Annotated in this window: 20 protein-coding genes and 1 pseudogene; 10 read left to right on the forward strand and 11 right to left on the reverse strand. The window is 61.7% G+C overall.

Translation table 11 applies throughout. The features are described from left to right. The first annotated feature begins 125 nt into the window (after positions 1-125). Positions 126-428, forward strand: coding sequence for a UBP-type zinc finger domain-containing protein (locus FHT86_RS31265; protein WP_133710848.1), 303 nt, complete (start codon positions 126-128; stop codon positions 426-428). A 28-nt stretch (positions 429-456) separates the two neighbouring features. After that, positions 457-2,145, forward strand: a complete 1,689-nt coding sequence (locus tag FHT86_RS31270; protein ID WP_133710847.1) for an FAD-dependent oxidoreductase — start codon at positions 457-459, stop codon at positions 2,143-2,145. A 300-nt stretch (positions 2,146-2,445) separates the two neighbouring features. Here FHT86_RS31270 and FHT86_RS31275 read toward each other — a convergent pair. From FHT86_RS31275 to FHT86_RS31295, 5 genes and pseudogenes are all read right to left on the reverse strand, one after another. After that, positions 2,446-2,589, reverse strand: a pseudogene (locus FHT86_RS31275) (helix-turn-helix domain-containing protein); the annotation flags it as partial. A 32-nt stretch (positions 2,590-2,621) separates the two neighbouring features. After that, positions 2,622-3,794, reverse strand: a complete 1,173-nt coding sequence (locus tag FHT86_RS31280) for a M24 family metallopeptidase (RefSeq protein WP_133711009.1) — start codon at positions 3,792-3,794, stop codon at positions 2,622-2,624. A 48-nt stretch (positions 3,795-3,842) separates the two neighbouring features. Beyond that, positions 3,843-4,256 (reverse strand): cupin domain-containing protein, encoded by a 414-nt coding sequence (locus FHT86_RS31285; RefSeq protein WP_133710846.1) that lies wholly within the window; start codon positions 4,254-4,256, stop codon positions 3,843-3,845. A gap of 26 nt (positions 4,257-4,282) precedes the next feature. Further along, positions 4,283-5,125: a phosphoenolpyruvate hydrolase family protein gene (locus tag FHT86_RS31290; protein WP_133710845.1), complete on the reverse strand. Its 843-nt coding sequence runs from the start codon at positions 5,123-5,125 to the stop codon at positions 4,283-4,285. A gap of 12 nt (positions 5,126-5,137) precedes the next feature. Further along, positions 5,138-6,334, reverse strand: a complete 1,197-nt coding sequence (locus FHT86_RS31295; protein ID WP_133710844.1) for a Tm-1-like ATP-binding domain-containing protein — start codon at positions 6,332-6,334, stop codon at positions 5,138-5,140. Between the two features lie 100 nt (positions 6,335-6,434). On the opposite strand from FHT86_RS31295, the gene FHT86_RS31300 reads away from it, so the two are divergent. From FHT86_RS31300 to FHT86_RS31330, 7 genes are all read left to right on the forward strand, one after another. After that, positions 6,435-7,076 (forward strand): TetR/AcrR family transcriptional regulator, encoded by a 642-nt coding sequence (locus FHT86_RS31300; protein ID WP_166656976.1) that lies wholly within the window; start codon positions 6,435-6,437, stop codon positions 7,074-7,076. A gap of 357 nt (positions 7,077-7,433) precedes the next feature. Beyond that, the gene (locus tag FHT86_RS31305; protein ID WP_133710842.1) at positions 7,434-8,744 is read left to right on the forward strand and encodes a sugar ABC transporter substrate-binding protein; all 1,311 of its coding nucleotides are present in this window, start codon (positions 7,434-7,436) and stop codon (positions 8,742-8,744) included. A gap of 159 nt (positions 8,745-8,903) precedes the next feature. Further along, positions 8,904-9,809: a carbohydrate ABC transporter permease gene (locus FHT86_RS31310; protein WP_133711008.1), complete on the forward strand. Its 906-nt coding sequence runs from the start codon at positions 8,904-8,906 to the stop codon at positions 9,807-9,809. 1 nt (position 9,810) lies between these two features. After that, the gene (locus FHT86_RS31315) at positions 9,811-10,770 is read left to right on the forward strand and encodes a carbohydrate ABC transporter permease (protein ID WP_133710841.1); all 960 of its coding nucleotides are present in this window, start codon (positions 9,811-9,813) and stop codon (positions 10,768-10,770) included. Next, positions 10,767-10,970, forward strand: coding sequence for a hypothetical protein (locus tag FHT86_RS31320; RefSeq protein WP_133710840.1), 204 nt, complete (start codon positions 10,767-10,769; stop codon positions 10,968-10,970). Before FHT86_RS31315 ends, FHT86_RS31320 begins: the two co-directional genes overlap by 4 nt. Next, positions 10,967-12,076 carry an ABC transporter ATP-binding protein gene (locus FHT86_RS31325; protein ID WP_133710839.1) on the forward strand — a complete coding sequence of 370 codons (1,110 nt, stop codon included), beginning with the start codon at positions 10,967-10,969 and terminating at the stop codon, positions 12,074-12,076. Before FHT86_RS31320 ends, FHT86_RS31325 begins: the two co-directional genes overlap by 4 nt. Beyond that, positions 12,076-13,152: an ABC transporter ATP-binding protein gene (locus FHT86_RS31330; protein ID WP_133710838.1), complete on the forward strand. Its 1,077-nt coding sequence runs from the start codon at positions 12,076-12,078 to the stop codon at positions 13,150-13,152. Before FHT86_RS31325 ends, FHT86_RS31330 begins: the two co-directional genes overlap by 1 nt. An 80-nt stretch (positions 13,153-13,232) precedes the next feature. Here FHT86_RS31330 and FHT86_RS31335 read toward each other — a convergent pair whose 3' ends face one another. From FHT86_RS31335 to FHT86_RS31350, 4 genes are read right to left on the reverse strand one after another with little or no spacing between them, the layout of a single operon-like run. Further along, complete coding sequence (locus FHT86_RS31335; RefSeq protein WP_133710837.1) at positions 13,233-14,207, reverse strand: hydroxyacid dehydrogenase; 975 nt, start codon at positions 14,205-14,207, stop codon at positions 13,233-13,235. A 21-nt stretch (positions 14,208-14,228) separates the two neighbouring features. Further along, positions 14,229-14,921, reverse strand: coding sequence for a FadR/GntR family transcriptional regulator (locus FHT86_RS31340; protein WP_133710836.1), 693 nt, complete (start codon positions 14,919-14,921; stop codon positions 14,229-14,231). Positions 14,922-14,923: 2 nt separating this feature from the next. Further along, the gene (locus FHT86_RS31345; RefSeq protein ID WP_133710835.1) at positions 14,924-16,093 is read right to left on the reverse strand and encodes a mandelate racemase/muconate lactonizing enzyme family protein; all 1,170 of its coding nucleotides are present in this window, start codon (positions 16,091-16,093) and stop codon (positions 14,924-14,926) included. Between the two features lie 58 nt (positions 16,094-16,151). Then, positions 16,152-17,039, reverse strand: a complete 888-nt coding sequence (locus tag FHT86_RS31350) for a sugar phosphate isomerase/epimerase family protein (RefSeq protein ID WP_133710834.1) — start codon at positions 17,037-17,039, stop codon at positions 16,152-16,154. A 337-nt stretch (positions 17,040-17,376) separates the two neighbouring features. Between FHT86_RS31350 and FHT86_RS31355 the strand changes: the two genes are divergently transcribed. Beyond that, a complete protein-coding gene (locus FHT86_RS31355; protein WP_133710833.1) occupies positions 17,377-18,228 on the forward strand; it encodes a sugar phosphate isomerase/epimerase family protein in 852 nt (283 codons plus the stop codon). Positions 18,229-18,383: 155 nt separating this feature from the next. On the opposite strand, the gene FHT86_RS31360 is transcribed toward FHT86_RS31355, so the two are convergent. Further along, complete coding sequence (locus FHT86_RS31360; RefSeq protein WP_133710832.1) at positions 18,384-19,292, reverse strand: NAD-dependent epimerase/dehydratase family protein; 909 nt, start codon at positions 19,290-19,292, stop codon at positions 18,384-18,386. Next, the gene (locus FHT86_RS31365; protein WP_166656974.1) at positions 19,289-20,032 is read right to left on the reverse strand and encodes an SDR family NAD(P)-dependent oxidoreductase; all 744 of its coding nucleotides are present in this window, start codon (positions 20,030-20,032) and stop codon (positions 19,289-19,291) included. Before FHT86_RS31365 ends, FHT86_RS31360 begins: the two co-directional genes overlap by 4 nt. Between the last annotated feature and the right edge of the window lies 1 nt (position 20,033).

Consider the following 20,033-nt stretch of genomic DNA (forward strand, 5'->3'; position numbering starts at 1 on the left):
CCGATGGTCATAGATAGAAATTGATGTCAGATTGTCAGCGTGGACAACCGAAGACACTGATAGTAGCTATACCTGTGTCTTCAACCTGAGGAACGGCTGGTGAAAAGCCGAGGGGACGCGTTTCGATGAAACCATGCGGACATCTGATGACGATCCGGAATGTTGTCCCCCGAACGCTTGGTTGCGAGGAATGCCTCGAAAGCGATCAGGGTTGGGTCCATCTCCGCCTTTGCAGGGAATGCGGCCATGTCGGCTGTTGCGACGATTCCATAGGCCGCCATGCGACGGCGCACTTCCAGGAGACGGGTCATCCTATCATCGAGGGCTACGACCCGCCCGAGGGCTGGGGGTGGTGCTATGTCGACGAGACGATGGTGGACCTGCCGAACCAGACGCCACAGAACGGTCCGATCCCGCGATACATTTGAAACCGACTACGACTACCGGAGGGCCGCCATGTCGACTTCTAGCAGCCGCATTGAGCAGATGTTCCCCGTTCTTACCGCCCATCAGATGGCAACAGCCCGACGCTTCGCGAGCGCGGATGCTCGCAAGTTCGAAGCGGGCGAGACCGTCTTCGGCTTCGGCGAAAAAGCCGCACCGATATGGATTGTTCTCGAAGGGTCGCTTGAGGTCTTTCGCCATGACGGCCCATTGAACGAAACTGAGGTCGTCGTCCATAAGCCCGGTCACTTCACAGGAGAGGTCAGCCAGCTCGCGGGCCGCCCCTCGCTCGTCAGGGGTGTGGCGGGTCCCGAAGGATGCGTCGCCCTGCCCTTCGATGGCCCACACCTTCGCGCGATGGTCATCGGATCGGCCGATATCGGCGAACTGGTCATGCGCGCTTTCATTCTGCGAAGGGTCGCGTTGATCGACACGGGGGGTGCGGGCTCCATCCTTCTCGGAGTGCCGGGCAGTTCCGCCCTGACTCGCCTTCAGGGTTTCCTGACGAGGAGCAATTATCCGCATCTGGTTCTCGACTGCACGGTCGACGAGGAGGGGCAGGCCCTCGTCAAGAGGTTGGGGGTCGCGCCCGAGGATGTCCCTGTGATGGTCTGTCCGAACGGGACTGTTCTGAAACATCCGACTGAGCTCGAAGCGGCCATGTGTCTTGGCATTACGCCCGACATTGACCCGCAAGCACTCTACGACGTCGCGATCGTCGGCGCAGGTCCTGCCGGGCTGGCGGCAGCGGTCTACGCTGCCTCCGAGGGTCTGAAAGTCATTGTCGTGGATGAGCGTGCGGCTGGCGGACAGGCGGGCGCATCAGCCAGGATTGAAAACTATCTTGGATTCCCGACGGGAATTTCGGGGCAGGCCCTTGCCGGACGCGCATTCAATCAGGCGCTCAAGTTTGGCGCGGATATCGCGCTGCCCCTTGCGGTGCTCGAATTCCAGCCGGCGCAGCACGCGGGGGCGCCGCATTTTCTCCAACTAACTGGTGGGCGATCCGTGCGCGCCAAAACCGTCGTAATCGCCTCCGGAGCACGCTACCGACGCCCGAAGGTCCAAAGCATCGACACCTTTGAAGGAGCAGGCGTTTCCTATTGGGCAACGCCGGTCGAGGCACGGTTGTGTCAGGGCGAGGAGATCGCCCTCATCGGCGGCGGCAATTCTGCCGGACAGGCCGTGGCATACCTGGCGCCGCAGGTTAGAAAGCTCCATCTCGTCGTGCGCAGGCCGCTCGAGGAGACGATGTCGCGCTATCTGATCGATCGCATCGCCGCCCTGTCGAACGTCGTCCTTCATGTCGGCTGCGAGATCGCATCCGTATCCGGCAACGATCGCACGGGATTGTCAGGCGCCGTACTGCGCGATGCGGCAGCAGAACGAGACCTCGAGCTCGCGCTGAGGCACCTGTTCCTGTTCATCGGAGCAGATCCAAACGCTGACTGGGTCAGATGCCGCGTGGCTCGTGACAAGAGCGGCTTTATCCTGACCGGCGCGGACGCAGCGTCAGACCGGTCCGGTCAACACCCGCATCCCCTGGAGACAAGCGTGCCGAACCTCTTCGCCATCGGCGACGTCCGATCGGGTTCGACGAAGCGAGTGGCCGCGGCGGTTGGCGAGGGCGCGGCGGTCGTCGCTCAGATCCACTCGGCCCTCAAATCGATGAACAACGTCACTGAGCGAATTTCACGCTGAAGGTTGTCGCAATGATCGCCTTGAACGGATTGGGACCAAGGACCCCTATATTTTTCTGGCTAAGAGATTGACTAACCTGCTGATAGTGGGGGGGTTGAAGCGCAACAATGATTTGTGGAACTATCGCTCTCGTAAGAGAGAGCGTATTTTGCGCCATTTGCAGCATTTCCGCGATATCCCCTTGTGTCGGCAACAACGAAATGCGCTTTCTTAACTTGTGCCGATTGCTGCGGATTTAGTTACCACGATCTTCGATAAGCGAAACGTTCCTGGCAAAGCGGCCTTTTCACGAACGTAACGCTACGCAGCCAATTCCTCGTTTCTGCCTATCTCGAAACGGCGACGATAGCTGCTTGGTGAAAGCCCGATCAAGCGTTGAAAAATTCGTCGGAAGGCAGCCGGGTCTTCATAGCCGACAGACCAGGCAATCTGGTCGACCGGTCGCTCGGGGCGGCGAGATGGCGAGAGCCGATCGCCTAGAGGCCGCCGCGATTCCAGCCGCGACCGCGGTCGCCGAACATCTCGTAGCCGCCAGGGGTGATGGCGAGCGTATCCTCCAACTTGATGAAGCCGCGCCGCGGGTGAAGCATCGTCGTCTCGACCGAGATCACCATGCCGGCTTCCAGCGGCCTGTCGGCATCTATGCCCTCATAGGCGACGGGGTGGTTCGTCATCAGGAACGGCGCTTCGTGGGTGATGAGGCCCATGCCGTGGCAGAAAAAGTCAGTGAAGGCCGCCGACGGCGAAGCCTTAAGCACCGCTTCCGCCGCCACGACCATCTCGCTGCCCGCAGCCCCAGCCCTGACCCTGGCGAAAGCCGTCTGCTGGATGGACTCCACCTCGGCGAGAAGGTCCTCCAGCTCGGAATCCGGCTCGCCAAGAACACCCATGCGGCAGAGGTCACCGATATAGCCGTGATAGTTGCCGCCGGAATCGATCGACAGGACCTCGCCCGTCCCCCAGGTCTGCGGCGAGGCGGCGCGATTGTGGCTGGAGCCGAGCGTCAGCAGGCAATATTCGAAGTGCAAGCTGCGGTTCGTTTCCTCCCGTCGCAGTTGCTCGATGATCTCCGTCTTTGTCGAGCCCGCGCGCGCCGCCGCGATCGTCGCCAGCATCGAGTCGGTGATCAGTTCGGAGGCGCGTTTCAGCTTTGCCAGTTCATCCGGCGTCTTGACGGCCCTCAGCCGCTCCAGCGCATGCGTGGCATCGACGAACCGGGCGCCCTCCAACCGCGAGGTAAGAAGGTCCCGGGCGTCGGAAGGCAGGAAGGCCGGCTCGATGCCGATGCGCCCGCCGGCCTTGCCGATCTTCTTCAGGTGCTCGACGGCGAGCTCGGCCGCATCCTTCGTGCCCCAGGTCGCCGTATGCACGGCGGGCGTCCAGAACGGATTGTTATGGTGTTCTGCCCCTTCCATGCGGTTGCCCACATAGGCTGAATGGTCCGGCGCGCCTTTCTCGTAGATCACGATCGGAAGGTACCGGCTATGACCGATCGCATCCATGGCCGCGAAGAAGATGAACTTGTAGCCGCCCATCAAATATTGCGTGTTGTGCTTGGAGGTGACGACGATGACGTCGATACCTGCCTCCTCCATGAGCCGGTCGAGCTTGGCCGTATCGAACGGCGGCACGGTGGGCCTTGTATCCATTGCGTTGTTGTTCACCGTTTTTCCTCCCAAAAAATGAATGGCCGGGTTTCAGCGGCCTGGCGGCAGCAGGCGGAAGTCCGGCAACTCGCGAAGCGCAAGCTCCGGGCCTGCCGGCGAATAGACGACGAAGAGCTGCATCGGCGCAGAGCCGGTATTCCTCGTCGAATGGAAGCGGCTTTCCGGAACGTAGATGGTGCAGCCGGGGCCGACCTTTCTTGTGATAGGATTGCCGCTCTCGTCCTCAACCATCTGCTCGCCCTCGCCGGAGATGATGAAAATGATCTCCTCCGCACCCGGATGATTGTGGCGGGCATGGCCCTCGCCAATCGGCAGGTCGACGACACCTCCCGAAAACCGGCTGGCGCCGTTGACCTCTGGCCCCACCGTCAGCGACAGCTTGCCCCAATCGAAACCGAAGGTGTTCACCTCCTCCGGATAGTTGAAGTACGTGTCATCCGCCATGAATTGGTCTCCTCCCGTCTTCTTCCTCAGACGACAGCGCCGATGGCGAGCGCCTTGAAATCTTCCGTCTGCTTGCGGATCGCCACCTCTGCCGGCAGTCGCTCCATCGAACTTGCACCGTAAAAGCCGTGGCAGCCAGGGCAGCGCTCCAGGATGTAGCGCGCATCCTCCGGCATGGAGATCGGGCCGCCGTGGCAGAGCACGATGACGTCATCGCGCAGGGAGCGCGCGGCCTTGGCGATCGCCGTGATTTCATCGACGCAGTCATCGAGCGACTTGCCGGAGGTGGCGCCGATCGTGCCGCCGGTCGTCACCCCCATATGCGCCACGACGATGTCGGCGCCGGCGACCGTCATGTCGATCGCCTCGCTCTCGTTGAAGACATAGGGCGTCGTCAGCAGGTCAAGCCCGTGGGCGGTGGCGATCATCTCGACCTCCAGACCGTAGCCCATGCCTGTCTCCTCGAAACTCTGCCGCATTCGGCCGTCGAAGAGGCCGATTGTCGGGAAATTCTGGACGCCGGAAAAGCCCATTGCCTTCAGGTCGGCGAGAAAGCGCGGCATCAGTACGAAGGGGTCCGTGCCGTTGACGCCGGCAAGCACCGGCGTCTTTTTCACGACGGGCAACACCTCGAGCGCCATATCCTTCACGATCTCGTTGGCATTGCCGTAGGCGAGCAGGCCGGCCGCCGAGCCACGGCCCGCCATGCGGTAGCGCCCCGAATTGTAGATGATGATGAGGTCGATGCCGCCGGCTTCTTCGGCCTTGGCGGAGATGCCCGTGCCGGCGCCGCCGCCGACAATCGGCACGCCGGCTGCTATCATGCCGTGGAATTTTTCGAGGATGGTCTTGCGAGGTATGGCTGGCATCGATCTTGTCTCTTAGGGGTTGGCGATGTCGCGATAGGCCGCGACTGCGGCCTCTGCGAATTGCGGGTCGTTGATATGGAGCGGCAGGCGGACGATGCGTCGCGCCGCCGTTGGCTTCACGGTCGCCTCCAGCGCAGCAAAGAGCGCGGCATCGGCTTGCGGGTCGAAGAATGCGCCGCCTTCGATGTCGAGGGCCGAGACGCCCCTCTCTGGAATGAGGAAGCGCACGGGACCGTGGCAGAGATTGAGCTTCTCGCCGATCCAGCGCCCAATCTGTGTACATTCGGCCGCTGTTGTGCGCATCAGGGTGACGTTTGGGTTGTGGCGGTAGAATTGCCGGCCGGCATAGTGCCCGGGCACCGTCTCCGGCGCCCAGAAATTCACCATGTCGAGGGCGCCGACGGAGCCGAGATAGGGCAAGCCCGTGCGAGCAATCGCACCGAAACGGTCCGGTGTGGCAGGCAGCACGCCACCGAGAAGCAGGTCGCAAACTTCGGTGGTCGTGATGTCAAGCACGCCGCAGACAAGCCCGCTGTCGGCGAGCTTCTCCATCGTGCGCCCGCCGGTGCCGGTGGCGTGGAAGACCAGGCAATCGTAGTCGGCCCGGAGGCGCTCGACCATGGCGGCTACGGCAAGAGTGGTTACCCCGAACATGGTAAGCCCGAGAGCCGGTTTCGATGCCGCCACCTCAGCGGGCCGGCTGGCCATGGCCGTGATCGCCTGGGCCGCATTGTGCAGGATGACCCGGCTCAACCGGTTCAGGCCCGCCATGTCGGTGACCGAGGGCATCATCACGATGTCGGAAACATCGACATAGGGCGCAACATCGCCGGACGCGAGCGTCGAGACCATGATCTTTGGCAGGCCGAGCCGCAATTGTCGCATGCCTGCGGTGATGATCGACGTGCCCCCGCCTCCGCCGATACCGATGACGGCGGCAATGTCCTGGCGCTCGGCGAGGAAGCGCGAGAAGGCAATGCCCATCGCCTCGACCGCCCTGCCGCGGTCGTCGCAGGCAAGGACGGCTGCGACGCCCTCCGGATGGCAGGCCGCAACCGTCCGGGCATTTACATCGACGGCGGTCGCAGGCTCACGCGTGCCGACATCGACGCGCACGACACCGCCTCCGGCCGCCTCGATGCAAGCCGCCAGATAGGCAAGCTCCTCGCCCTTCGTATCGGCCGTGCCGACCACGTAGATCCGCTTCATTTCTCCTCCGCGACCGCGGATTCCCCCTCCGCCACATTCCCACTTTTTTGGGCCACCGATCGGCGCTTGCAATTTTATGAGACGCGCGTATCATAACGAAATGAACGTCTCACGTCAACACAACGAAGCTTTTGGCGCCGCCGAGCGAGGCCCGCGTGCTCGCACGCGCAAACTGATGCTGGAAACGGCAACGCGGCTCATGCAATCCGGCATCACTCCCTCGGTAAGCGAAGTCGCCGAAGCGGCCGAAGTGTCGCGCGCAACGGCCTACCGTTACTTTCCCAGCCAGGCGGTGCTCGTGCATGCCGTAGTGGACGAAGCTTTGGGGCCCATACTTGACTGGTCGTCCGACAGTCCCGATGCACGCACCCGCGTCGCCGACCTGCTGGCGACCGCGATGCCGCGCATCGACGAGTTTGAGGCCACCTTTAAAGCGGCGCTGAAGCTTTCGCTGGACCAGTGGGCCCAGCGCCAGGCGGGCACGCTCGGCAACGAGCCGCTGTTCAAGCGTGGTCACCGCGTCGATCTGCTGAAGTGTGCGACTGCACCCCTGCAGGGCACCGTGCCGCCCGAGTCGCGGGAACGCCTTCTACAGGCGCTCTCCCTTGTCTTCGGTGTCGAGGTGCTGATCGTGTTGAAGGATATTTGGGGATTGACCTCCGAAGGCGCGCAGGCTGTTGCCGAATGGGCGGCCAAGGCGCTCGTCGAAGCTGCGGTTCGGGAGGCGGGGAACGCGGCCTGACATTGACGACTTCACGACCTGGTAGCGACAACTGGTTCTACCAGATTGATTAATACTCCCGTTTTTGTGGTAGTCCAGATCAGTCATGGCATCAGGTTGCCCGACGGGAGGCTTTTAGGAAGACCCAGCCGATTGAGGAGTTTTAAGGTCAGTTTTGGTGGAAGCCCTACCAAAAGTTGGTCTTGACGACAATCACATTTGGTACTACCAGATGAAGAAACTAAGAAATCAGGCTTGCGACTGAAACGGGCAAAGGGTCGGGGAGGACCCAAGCGCCTACACCACCCGGGAGGATTGGAAAGTCGGATCGAAAAGCCTGCAACGACGCGGGAAGCGTGCATAAGGGGAGGAAACGTTATGCGCAAAACTATGACGAGTCTCTTGGCCGGGATTGGCTTGATGTGGGCCTGCGGAACGGCCGCACAAGCCCAGGAACTGACGATCTTCTGGGCCGAGTGGGACCCGGCAAACTACCTTCAGGAGCTCGTGAATGAATACGAGGCTCAAACGGGCGTGAAGGTCACTGTCGAGACCACGCCGTGGGCCGACTTCCAGACCAAGGCCTTTACCGAGTTCAATGCCAAGGGCTCGGCCTACGACTTGGTAGTCGGCGACAGCCAGTGGATCGGTGCTGCCTCCGAAGCCGGGCACTACGTCGATCTCACTGACTTCTTCAACAAGCACAAGCTGAACGAAGTCATGGCCCCGGCGACGGTGAAATACTACTCCGAATACCCCTCCAACTCTGGAAAGTACTGGTCGATCCCTGCTGAAGGCGACGCCGTCGGCTGGTCCTACCGCAAGGACTGGTTCGAAGATCCAAAGGAAATGGAGGCCTTCAAGGCGAAGTACGGCTATGATCTGGCCCCGCCGAAGACCTGGGCCGAGATGCGCGACATTGCCGAGTTCTTCCACCGCCCGGACAAGAAGCGCTACGGCATCGCCATCTACACCGACAACTCCTATGACGGTCTCGTCATGGGTGTCGAGAACGCGATCTTCTCCTATGGAGGAGAACTCGGCGACTATCAGAGCTACAAGGTCGACGGCATCATCAACTCGGAGAAGAACGTCAAGGCGCTCGAAATGTATCGCGAGCTCTACGGCTTCACACCTCCCGGCTGGGCCAAGACCTTCTTTGTCGAGAACAACCAGGCGATCACCGAGAACCTGGCGGCGATGAGCATGAACTACTTCGCCTTCTTCCCGGCTCTGGTGAACGAGGCGTCCAACCCGAACGCCAAGGTTACCGGCTTCTTTGCCAATCCGGCAGGTCCGAACGGTGAACAGTTTGCAGCGCTCGGCGGCCAGGGCATCTCGATTGTCTCCTACTCCCAGAACAAGGAGGAGGCGATGAAATTCCTCGAATGGTTTATCAAGGACGAGACCCAGAAGCGCTGGGCCGAACTCGGCGGCTACACCGCAAGCGCCAAGGTGCTTGAATCGCCGGAATTCCAGAATGCGACACCCTATAACAAGGCCTTCTACGAGACCATGTTCAAGGTGAAGGACTTCTGGGCGACGCCTGAATACGCCGAACTGCTGATTCAGATGAACCAGCGTGTCTATCCCTTCGTTACCGCCGGTCAAGGCTCGGCGAAGGAAGCGCTCGACTCTCTGGCAACGGACTGGAACGCCACCTTCGAGAAGTATGGACGCCACAAGTAGCAAGCGCGTCCCGTGGAGGGGCCAGCCCCCTCCCTTTTCATTCTGCATCTCCGCGCCAAGGGGCGCGGTTCGAGTGGGCGGGGCGCCCCGAATTAACTCCGCGCATTGTGATGCTCGTCCCTGCATCCGGCGCCGAACTCTCGGAGGAGAAGGAGAGTGTTGGCCACCGCTGTCATGACATCGCTGGACAAGAAATCGCGGGCTGCACCCCACGGCATGAGCGACATCCGGATCCGCAATCTCTTCATCATTCCGACGATCCTATTCCTGATCGTCTTCAACATCTTTCCGCTGATCTATTCGCTGGGCTATTCCTTTACCGACTTCCGCGCCTCGTCGAACGCGCCGGCCAATATCGTCGGCCTGCAGAATTATCGCGAGCTGCTGAACGACCCCTTCATCTGGACGACCTTCGCCATCACCGCGAAATATGTCATCGTCTCCGTGACGGGGCAGGTGATCGTCGGCTTCGGCACCGCAATGCTGCTCAACCGCGACATTCCGCTGAAGGGCCTGCTGACGACGCTGCTTTTGCTGCCGATGATGCTGTCGATGGCAGTGGTCGGCCTCTTCTGGAAGCTGCTCTACGATCCGTCCTTTGGCATCATCAACTACGCGCTCGGCCTCGGCTCGTTCGAGTGGCTGTCGAATCCGAACATGGCGCTCTACGCGGTCGCAATAACGGACATCTGGATGTGGTCACCCTTCGTCATGCTGTTATCGCTCGCCGGGCTTTCGGCCGTACCAAAGCATCTCTACGAGGCAGCGGCGATCGACAGGGCGGGACCGCTCTACACCTTCTTTCGTATCACGCTGCCGCTGGTGGCGCCGATCCTGATGATCGCGATCATCTTCCGCACTATGGAAGCCTTCAAGACCTTCGACCTCGCCTACATCCTGACAAGCCAACCGACGACCGAGATGATCTCGATCCGACTCTACAAGATGGCCTTCCAGGAATGGCAGACGGGGCGATCCTGCGCACTCGCCTACATCGTGCTCATCCTGGTGCTCGCCATCACCAACATCTATGTCAAATACCTCAATAAGGTGAAGGAGCGCTGAGATGGCTGCCGTCCAAACCCGCTCCGAACGCGCGCTGAACCGGGTGGCGATCACCGCCGTGCTGGTCATCACGCTGATCTTCCTGGCGCCGATCTACTGGATCACCTCAACCGCCTTCAAGCCGCGAAACCTCGCCACCACCATTCCGCCGACGGTGCTCTTCAAGCCGGAAATCTCGCCCTTCGTGAAGCTCTTCACCAAGCGCTCGCAACTGCGCGAACCGCCGACGCCGGAAGAATATGCCGCCGCCCCCTGGTGGGAGCGGATGGTGTTTGACGGCGGCGAGAAAATCGTCCGCGACGGCCGCGGCGAAGTCCAGCTGTCCGGCTATCCGAACCGCTTCATGAATTCGCTGATCGTTGCGATCACGTCCACCGTGCTGGCCGTCGGCATGGGAACCTTCACGGCCTACGGCTTCTCGCGCTTCAAGATGAAGGGGGAAGCGGACCTTCTCTTCTTCATCCTGTCGACGCGGATGCTTCCGCCCGTTGTCGTGGCGATCCCGATGTTCCTCATGTACCGCGTCGTCGGCCTTAACGACACGCATTGGGGCCTGATCATCCTCTATACCGCCTTCAACCTCTCGTTTTCGGTCTGGCTCATGAAGGGCTTCATTGACGAAATTCCGAAGGAATATGAGGAGGCGGCACTCGTCGACGGCTACACCCGCATGCAGGCCTTCTTCAAGATCGTCATCCCGGAAGCCGCCACCGGTATCGCCGCCACGGCCGTCTTCTGCTTCATCACGGCCTGGAACGAATATGCCTTCGCCCTGATCATGACCAACAGGAGAGCGCAGACCGCGCCGCCCTTCATTCCGAGCCAGGTCGGCTCCGGCCTGCCGGACTGGACGGTGATTGCCGCCGGCACGTTCCTGTTTCTGCTGCCGGTCGCCATCTTCACCTTCCTGCTCAGGAACCATCTCCTGCGCGGCATGAGCTTCGGAGCGATCCGCAAATGACCTTTCGCGCCTTGAACCAGAAATATCTCGAACCCGGTTCGCAGTACCTGATGATCTTCGGCATCATCGCGCTCTGCCAGCCCTGGAACCTGTTTCTCCACCGCTACGGGCTGACGATGACGCTCGTCGGGCTGATCGCCTTCATGGTGACGACCAAGATTCCGCGGGACGAGCAGCAAGACGAAGGCAGCCGTTCATGACGCAGATCGAACTTCGTGGCATTCAGAAATATTTCGGTGCCGTCCAGGTCATCAAGGACCTCAATCTCGCCATCGCCGACAACGAATTCATCGTGCTGCTCGGACAATCTGGATGCGGCAAGACCACGACGCTGCGCGCCGTTGCGGGCCTGGAGACCATCGATGAGGGCGACATCCTGATCGACGGTCGGCCGGTGCAGCATATCAAGGCATCCGACCGGGACATCGCGATGGTATTCCAGTCGTTCTCGCTGTATCCCCACATGACGGTCTACGAAAATATCGCCTTTCCGCTCCGCGCCACCCGGATGAGCCGGAACGATGTCGATAGGTTGGTGCGCGAGATCGCCGGCGTGCTGCGCATCACCGGCCTGCTGGGCCGCAAGCCATCGGCGTTATCAGGCGGCGACATGCAGCGTGTTGCGATCGGCCGCGCGCTTGTGCGACGCCCGAAGGCCATGCTGATGGACGAGCCAATAGGTGCGCTGGATGCGAAACTACGCGAAGAGATGCGGGCGGAAATCAAGCGTTTGCACATCAAGCAGGGCTCGACCACCGTTTACGTGACGCACGACCAGGTGGAGGCCATGTCGCTCGCCGACCGCATCGTCATCATGCACGAAGGCATCCTCCAGCAGGTTGGCACGCCGGAAGAGGTCTACTCGCAGCCCGCCAACATGTTCGTCGCCCAGTTCGTCGGAAGCCCCGTCATGAACATGGCGCAGGCGACCGTCAGTGAAACGGGCGGCCATGCCCGCGTGCAGGTCAGCGGTGGCGCAAAGGGCTTCGAGTTTCCCGCCGCCCTTGCCAACCGCCTCTCGGACGCGAGGGCGGAAAACGGCAAGCTGACGCTCGGCGTCCGGCCTGAGGGCGTGCTCGTCTCGCGCGAGGCCCGCGAGGGCTTCATGCCGGTCGAGGCACATATCATCGAACCGCTCGGCTCGCACGATATCGTCGACCTGAAGGTCGGCGACCAGATAATTAGGGCCCGCACCAAGAGCGGATTCGTGCCTGGTCCTGGCCAAGCCGTCTGGGCCCGCATCGACCCTGCGCAGGCGCATTTCTTCAACACGGCAACCGGCTCGTCACTCGGGATCAGACTCTGATGGCGCACATCGAACTCAAGGGTATCACCAAGACCTTCGGCAACCACATGGCCTTGAAAAACATGGACATCGACATCGCCGACGGCGAGTTCTTCGTGCTGCTCGGCCAGACCGGCGCCGGCAAGACGACGACGTTGCGCCTGATTGCCGGACTCGAAAAGCCGACGGCTGGGCAGATCTTCATCGACGGGCAGGATGTCGCCGGCTGGGGTGTCGCCGAGCGCGACGTGGCCCTGGTGCTCCAGCAATATTCGCTCTATCCGCGCTATACGGTGCGGGAGAACCTGGAATTTCCGTTGAAATCCCGCATCCGCCGCGTCGAACCCGCTGAGATCAAGGAACGCGTTGACCGAGTTGCAAGAACTCTGCGCATCGAGCACCTGCTCGACCGCAAGACTGACAGGCTGTCGGGCGGCGAGATGCAGCGCGTCTCGATCGGCCGGGCCATCGTGCGCAAGCCGCGCGTCTTTCTGATGGACGAACCACTTGCGGCGCTCGATGCGAAACTGCGCGAGGCGCTACGCACCGAGCTGAAAAACCTGCAGATGAACCTAGGCGCAACCTTCCTCTTCGTCACACACGACCAGATCGAAGCGATGTCGATGGGCGACAAGATCGGCGTGCTGAACAACGGCCATCTCGTGCAGACGGGCACGCCGCATGAAATCTACAACAACCCGCTCAACACGTTCGTGGCTCGCTCCGTCGGCTCGCCGCCGATGAACTTGATCGACGGAAAGCTCACCGGCGGCGAGGCGGTATCGAACGATGGCTACCGCCTGCCCTTCCGCAGCGGACACAGCATCGCAACGGATGGACGTTCAATGACCTTCGGCATCCGCCCCGAAGACCTGCAACTCGAAAGCGGAGGTCCCGGTGAGGCGACGGTGCACGACATTGAGAACCACGGGGTAGCCAAGATCGTCACGCTGCGCATCGGCGAGAAGTTCATCCACGCGACGGTGCCGGCGCAGACGGTGCTCCGAATCGAGGATACGGTTCGGTTTTCGTGGAATCCGGAAAAGGTGGTGCTGTTCGACAGCGGAAGCGGCGTCAGCCTGCGGCACGCGGGCTGACATGATAGGTCCGAAAAGATGCCGACGGCCTCGGAGACACCGCAGGCCAGCGCTTCGGGTTGCCGCGAAGGGGCGCGGAGCTATACCGGAAAGCGCCGGCGATAGTGCTCGACCACTTCGGGATTGCGCAGATTGACGGGGAGTTCGCCCTTCATGACGCGCAGGGCTTCGCTTGCCGCGCCCGTTCCCATCCGCATCATGCTCTCATCCGTGAGACCGGCGAGATGCGGAGTGACGATGACATTGTCGAAGCCGAAATATGGATGGTCGGGCGGAAGGGGCTCGGTTGCAAAGACGTCGAGCGCGGCTCCGCCGATGCGGCGATTGCGCAGCGCCTCGATCAGCCCCGCGTCATCGATCACTGGGCCGCGCGAGACATTGACCAGAATGGCATCGGGCTTCATCCGGCCAATGCGCCCGGCATTGAGCAGACCGGTTGTCTCCGGCGTCAGCGGGCAGCAGAGCACGACGATGTCGGCCGCCGCGACGAGATCGTCGACCGGCAGGAAACGCGCACCATCCGGCATGCTCTCCGGCGTCCGGCTTGTGGCGACCACCTCCAGATCGAAACCGAACTTCGCGATCCGGAAAATCGCCTTGCCGACATTGCCCATCCCGACGATGCCAAAGGTGCGGCCGCCGAGGTCCACAGCCGCATCCGACTGGCGCCGCCCCACCACCCAGCCCTTCTGCCGCAGGTCCCGGTCCATCGGGCGGAAGCGCCTAAGCAGGGCCAGCGTCACGAGGAAGACGTGCTCGGCGACCGTCCGGGCATTGACAGCCGGCACATTGGCGACAAGCACGCCGGCGCGGGTCGCCGCATCCATCGGCACCATGTCGACCCCGGCGCCATGGCGGATCGCAGCGCGAAGTGCAGGTGCATCCTCGAAGAAGGCCGGCGGGATCGGCGCGCGCACGACGACGATGCCCGCGCCCCGCCCTTCTCGCAGTAACGTTTCGGGATCGGGGGCGGAGGCGACGCGCAGATCGCCAGCAGCCCTAAGCATCGCCTCGGCCGCGGGATGCAGGGGATGTGTGGAAAAGATTAAGCTCATCAGCTCTCCCGCCGGTTACGCCTATCCGGCGACCGTCGCGGGCCGGCCGATAAGACCCTTCCAATAGCTTTCCGCACCTTGGAGATGCGCATTCATCAGCGCCTGGGCGAGATTGCCGTCGCGGGCAAGCAGCGCCTCGTAGATGCGGATATGTTCCTCATGCGAGCGCCGGCTGCGGGCGGCGTCGCTAAAATAGATCGGTAAGCGCTGCTCGCCCATCGTGTAGTAGACGCTGCACACGCGATAGAAGACGCTATTCTTGGTGGCTCGGACGATCTCCAGATGGAAATCCCGGTCCTCGCGTGCCAGCCCCTCGCCCGCGGCAAGCCTCGCTTCGGACGCGGCGAGGGTATCGCGCAGGCGCTGATAATTCTCTGCCGTCGCCCGCATGCAGGCGAGTTCCGCGGCCTTGATCTCATGGATCTTGCGAAGCTCCACGGTCTCGTAGATCAGGATCGGATCGAGCGGCACGCCGGCGCGGGCAAAAAGGGCCATGGCCTCTACGCTCGCCTCCGTGGTTGTCAGGTAGATGCCCGACTTGGCGCGGCGCTCGACGATACGCATCGCCTCCAGGATGGCCAGCGCCTCGCGGATCTGGCCGCGACTGACGCCGAAATGCTCCGCAAGTTCGCGTTCTGAGGGCGTGCGGCCGTTGCCGCTCAAGTGCGAGAAAAGGTATGCCGCGAGATCGGAGAGAAGGGAATTTTCTTTCATCGTCACTGTCTTTGCGCGTGAGCCTCCAGGACCCGCTGATTGATCGTGAAGCCCAGGCCGGGTCTATCAGGAATCTCTATCATACCGTCCTTCACCGACACTGTGTCCTCGACAAGATCATGGATCATCGGATTCGCGCCAAGCGAATATTCGATGACGAAGCTTGCCGGGGAAGCCGCGCACAGGTGCAGGCCAGAGAAGAAACAGGGCGCACCGGCCCACAAATGCGGCGCGAAACGGAGGTTGAAGGCGCTGGCGAGCGAACTGATACGCATTGCCTCCGTTATGCCGCCGCAGAAGGCCGGATCGGGCTGGAATATATCGGCTGCCCGCAGCATAGCAAGATCGCGGAAGGCAAAACGTGTCGCCTCGCTCTCGCCCGCGGCGATCGGCACGTTTCCCGCGGCGCGCACCTCCGCCATGCCCGGCTTGTCGTCGGCGATCACCGGTTCCTCGAACCAGGCGAGATCGCAATCCGCCACCATCTGGATGAAGCGCTTCGCCTCGGCGACCGTATAGGTGCCGTGCGCATCGACCATCAGGTCGACATCGGGGCCGATCGCCTCGCGGGCCGCCCGCACGCGCGACGCCGAGACATGCGGCGCACGGTCCATCGCGCCGACGCGCATCTTGACGGACTTGAAACCGCCAACCGCAATATAGGACTGGAGCTGCTCGCCGATCCGGTCCGCACTCTCCCAACCCCCCGAGGCATAGGCGGGCAACCTGTCCGCCTTGCGGCCGCCCAGCAGCTTCCAGACGGGGACGCCGAGAGACTTACCGAGAATGTCCCAGAGCGCCATGTCGACTGCACTGATCGCCGCGACAGATAGACCGCGCCGCGCGATGTCCGGCATGGCGTGACCGGAAATCGCCGCCATCTCATGGCGTACGCCGTTATAAAGCATTTCCCATATGGCGGAGATGTCAGCGGGGTCACGGCCGATGAGCTTCGGCCCCACCTCGTGGTTCAGCATGTCCACCAGCGTGCCGTAGGTGCCTGCACTGCCGGCGGCATTCTTGCCCTCTCCCCAGCCGACAATGCCGTCGTCTGTCTCGATACGCAAGATCGCAGCGTCGAACGTCGTCAGCCGGCCGAAGTCGCTGCGGTGTTGGCGGCTCGCCTCGATGGGGATCTTCACCCACCAGGCTTTTGCGGTCTTGATACGCATCTGTCGGGTCCCCCGCCCTCACGACCTTCAGGCCGCAGGGCACATGCCTTTCCGTTCGTTACTTGATCAGCGGCAGGATCGTCTCGGCAGTGATCCGCATCTGATCGTCGTAGAACTTCTCGGTGAGAAGGCTCGAGCCGTGGTCCTGGATGAACTTCAGTTGCTCCGGCGAGATATCGACGGGATTGCGCTCCACCATATCCGGATATTTGGCGGCCGGCGTGCGATCGACGGTTGCGACAAACTCGTTCGTCACTGCGCCGTCGTAACCGATCTCCTTCAGCGTGCCGATGATCTTCGGCCAGTCGAGCTGGCCGAGGCCGGCGGCGAAGCGATTGTTGTCGGCAACGTGGAAATCGAACAGGCGCTTTCCAGCGAGCCGGATCGCCTGGTACATGTCTTCCTCTTCGATGTTCAGGTGGAAGGCATCGAGGCAGACGCCACATTCAGGGCTGACGGCATCGGCGAGCGCCAGTGCCTGGGCGGCGCGGTTGAAGAAATAGGTCTCGAAACGGTTGAGGGGCTCGACGGCAATGCGCACGCCCTTCTTCTGGGCATGGGCAAAACACTCTCTGGTGGCGTCCACCACCCATGTCCACTCTTCCTCCTCGGTCCCATCCGGCACGACCTTCCCGACGGTCGCCGGCACGAGGGTGACGATTTCGCCCTCGAGTTCGCTGACCATGGTGATGACGCTCTTGACATAGTCGACTGACCTCGCGCGCTGGCCGTCGTTCCTGGCGGCAAGATTGCGTTCACCGAGCGTCAGCGTGACGGCCCCCCAACAGCGGATGCCATGCTGCTTCAGCAACGCGCGCGTCTCCTTGACGTCGTATTGTGTCGGCTCGCCGGATATCTCGATGCTCTCATAGCCATATTTCTTAATGCGTTTCAGCGTGACGGCAAGCGGTTCCGCCCGCATCCAGTTATGTGTCGAAAGATGCATGAAGTCCTCCCAGACTGTTGCAGCTCGCTCGACCGCCAGCGGGGCGGCAAACGGTCACCTTTCTCGTTGGTCAGCGCCATCATCGTCGGTAATCTGGTTTGACCAATTATTATGAGTTGAAAGCTCTAGCGCATTTTTCGCCCCTCGGCAAGATGGAGTGAAGAACGACAATACCTCTGATTATGCCGACATTTAATCCCACTTTTTTGGTTTTATGCGCAAACTGAGGGAGGGCGATACGGGAATTGGCTTGACCAGATTTCCAATTTTGGTATTACCAAATCGCGAAGTGAAAGACTTTGCCACCGTGTGGGGCCAAGGGCCGAAGGGAGGAACCGTGAAGATCGGTATGTGCATGTTCCTCTGGACGACGAGTGTAAGCCGGAAGCACGAAGGACTGTTGCGAGACATCAAGGACACAGGGTTTGCTGGCGTCGAGATCCCGGTCTTTTCTGGCACGCCAGACGACTACCGCCGACTAGGGGCCCTGCTCGATCGGATCGGCCTGGAACGGACCGCCGTTTCCGCCATGGGCGACCCGTCGATGAACCTGATCGCCCCCGACGCCACGACCCGTAGACGTGGCATCGACTACATGAAATGGGCAATCGACTGCAGCGATGCGCTCGGCGCCACGATGCTGAGCGGGCCGCTGCATTCGACGCTTGGCAAATTTTCCGGAAGCGGGCCGAGCGCGGCAGAACTCAAGCGCTCGGTCTCCTCGCAACGCGCGATCGGCGATCATGCAGCAAAGCGCGGCGTCACAATCGGGCTCGAGGCGCTGAACCGCTTCGAATGCTACCTGTTCAACACGATGGATGCACTTGCGGCCCATGTCGATGCGGTCGGGCATCCGAATATCCGCGCTATGTACGACACCTTCCACAGCAATATAGAAGAGGCCGATCCCATCGGCGCCTTCACGCGAAACCGTGACCGCATCGTCCATGTCCACATTTCGGAGAACGACCGCGGCGTACCGGGGCGTGGCAACATTCCCTGGGCGGAGACGTTCAAGGCGATGCGCGCGAGCGGCTACGACGGCTGGCTGACGATCGAGGCCTTCGGTCGGGCGCTCAAGGACCTTGCCGCCGCGACAAAGGTCTGGCGCGACTTTGCCGAGACGCCGGAAGCGGTCTATCGCGAAGGCCTCCGTCATATCCGAGACGGATGGCACGCGGCGGCATAAAGGCGGTGACATTGATCGACATCTTGGCTATCTGTAGCGATCACTAAAATCTGGGCCCTCTCCGATCTGCAATTGAGCATCCCGGACGCGCATCCAGCGGCAACCCGGCGCAAGCAGGGGTGTAGCGTAGGATTAGGTCATGTCTGTTGCGTCGATCAGGCGGATCGACCGGCGAGAATGGCGTCCCTATAGGCCCTCAGCCCTGCCGCAAGCGGCAGACGCGGCCGCCAGCCGAGATCGCGGCCGATGCGCCCTGTATCGAAATCGGTTTGCACATCCGGCACGTCGTCCGCCCCCGGAACGAGCTCGATATCCGCACCGGCAATCGCATCGGCGGCGACGTCGGCAATCTGCGGCATCGTCAGCGCTTCACCGGCTCCTACATTATACGAGCGCCGTGGAAATGCCGGTGCAGCAAGCACCGCCGCAATGGCCCCGGCAACATCGTCAACATGGACATAATGATAGATGAAATCCGGATCGCAGGGGATGGTCGTCCGCTTCCGAGCTTCGGCGTTTCGGATGATATCGTTGAGGAAGCAGTTGGCACGGCGATAGGGACCGTAGACCCGACCGATCCTGAGGCTCACGCCGTCGAGACCGTACTCGGAGGCAAACCCTTCCACCAGTTGCTCGCCTGCAACCTTGCTGGCGCCGTAGACCGATGTCGGGTGAAGCTGCGTTTCTTCATTGATGGTGATCGGACCTGCATCGCCGTAGACGCTGATCGAAGAACAAAACACGAAACGCTTCATCCTGTGGATGCGGGCGAGATCGAGCAGCAGTGCCGTCCTATCGATATTGACCGAGACGATCTTCAGCGGCTCACCCCTTGCCATCATTGGCCCCGAGATCGCGCCGCAGTGGACGACAGCATCAATGTTCTTCGCCTGGATCAAGGCATCGAGTGCATCCCTGTCATCCAGCCCAATGATCCGAAGCATCGTGTCGCCGCGGCCGAAATCAGTGATATCGACCGCCGTCACCGCATGGCCAGCGCCGGCAAGCGTTTCTCGCGCCGCCATGCCGATCAGGCCCGCGCCACCCGTCAGGAGAATGTTCATAGCGCGACCATCCCGCCATCGATGCTGACGTCTGCACCAGTCATGAAGGAAGAACCATTCGAGCAAAGGAAGACGATGACGCCGGAGACCTCCTCAGACGCTGCAAAGCGGCCGATCGGCGTCAACGGCAGGAAGGCGGCGCGCTGCTCCTCAGTCACGTCCCTCTGAAGGCCCGTCATCGTGGTGCCCGGCGAAACCGAGTTGATCTGGATGTTCAGCGGCGCGTATTGCACGCCAGCCTGACGGGTCAGAGCCAGCACGGCGCCCTTGGACGCGCAATAGGCGGCGGCATTTTTCAAGCCGATATGTGCGGCCGTCGAAGCGACATTGCAGATCTTGCCGCTCTTCTTCTCGATCATCGTTGGCAGGACGGCCTTCATGCCGAGCCATACGCCCTTGGCGTTGACGTCCATGATCTTGTCCCAGACGTCCTCGGATACATCGGCCGCCGTATCCCCGGGAACGGCAACACCCGCATTGTTGACGAGCGCGTCGATCGTTCCGAACTTGGCGAGCACATCCTCCACCAACTCGCCCCAGGCCGCACCGTCGCGCACGTCCATGGATGCGGCGATGACTTCACTGCCCTTGGCTTTCAGTTCGTCCGCGATGGTCTCGACACCCTTGACGTCGATCAGCACCATCTTGGCACCCTTCTCTGCGAACTCCCGTGCCGCTGCACGGCCGATCCCGTCGCCAGCGCCCGTTACGATCACCACCTTGCCCGCAAATTCAGCCATG

It is taken from the genome of Rhizobium sp. BK313, from assembly GCF_014193655.1.
Classification (GTDB): Bacteria; Pseudomonadota; Alphaproteobacteria; order Rhizobiales; family Rhizobiaceae; genus Rhizobium.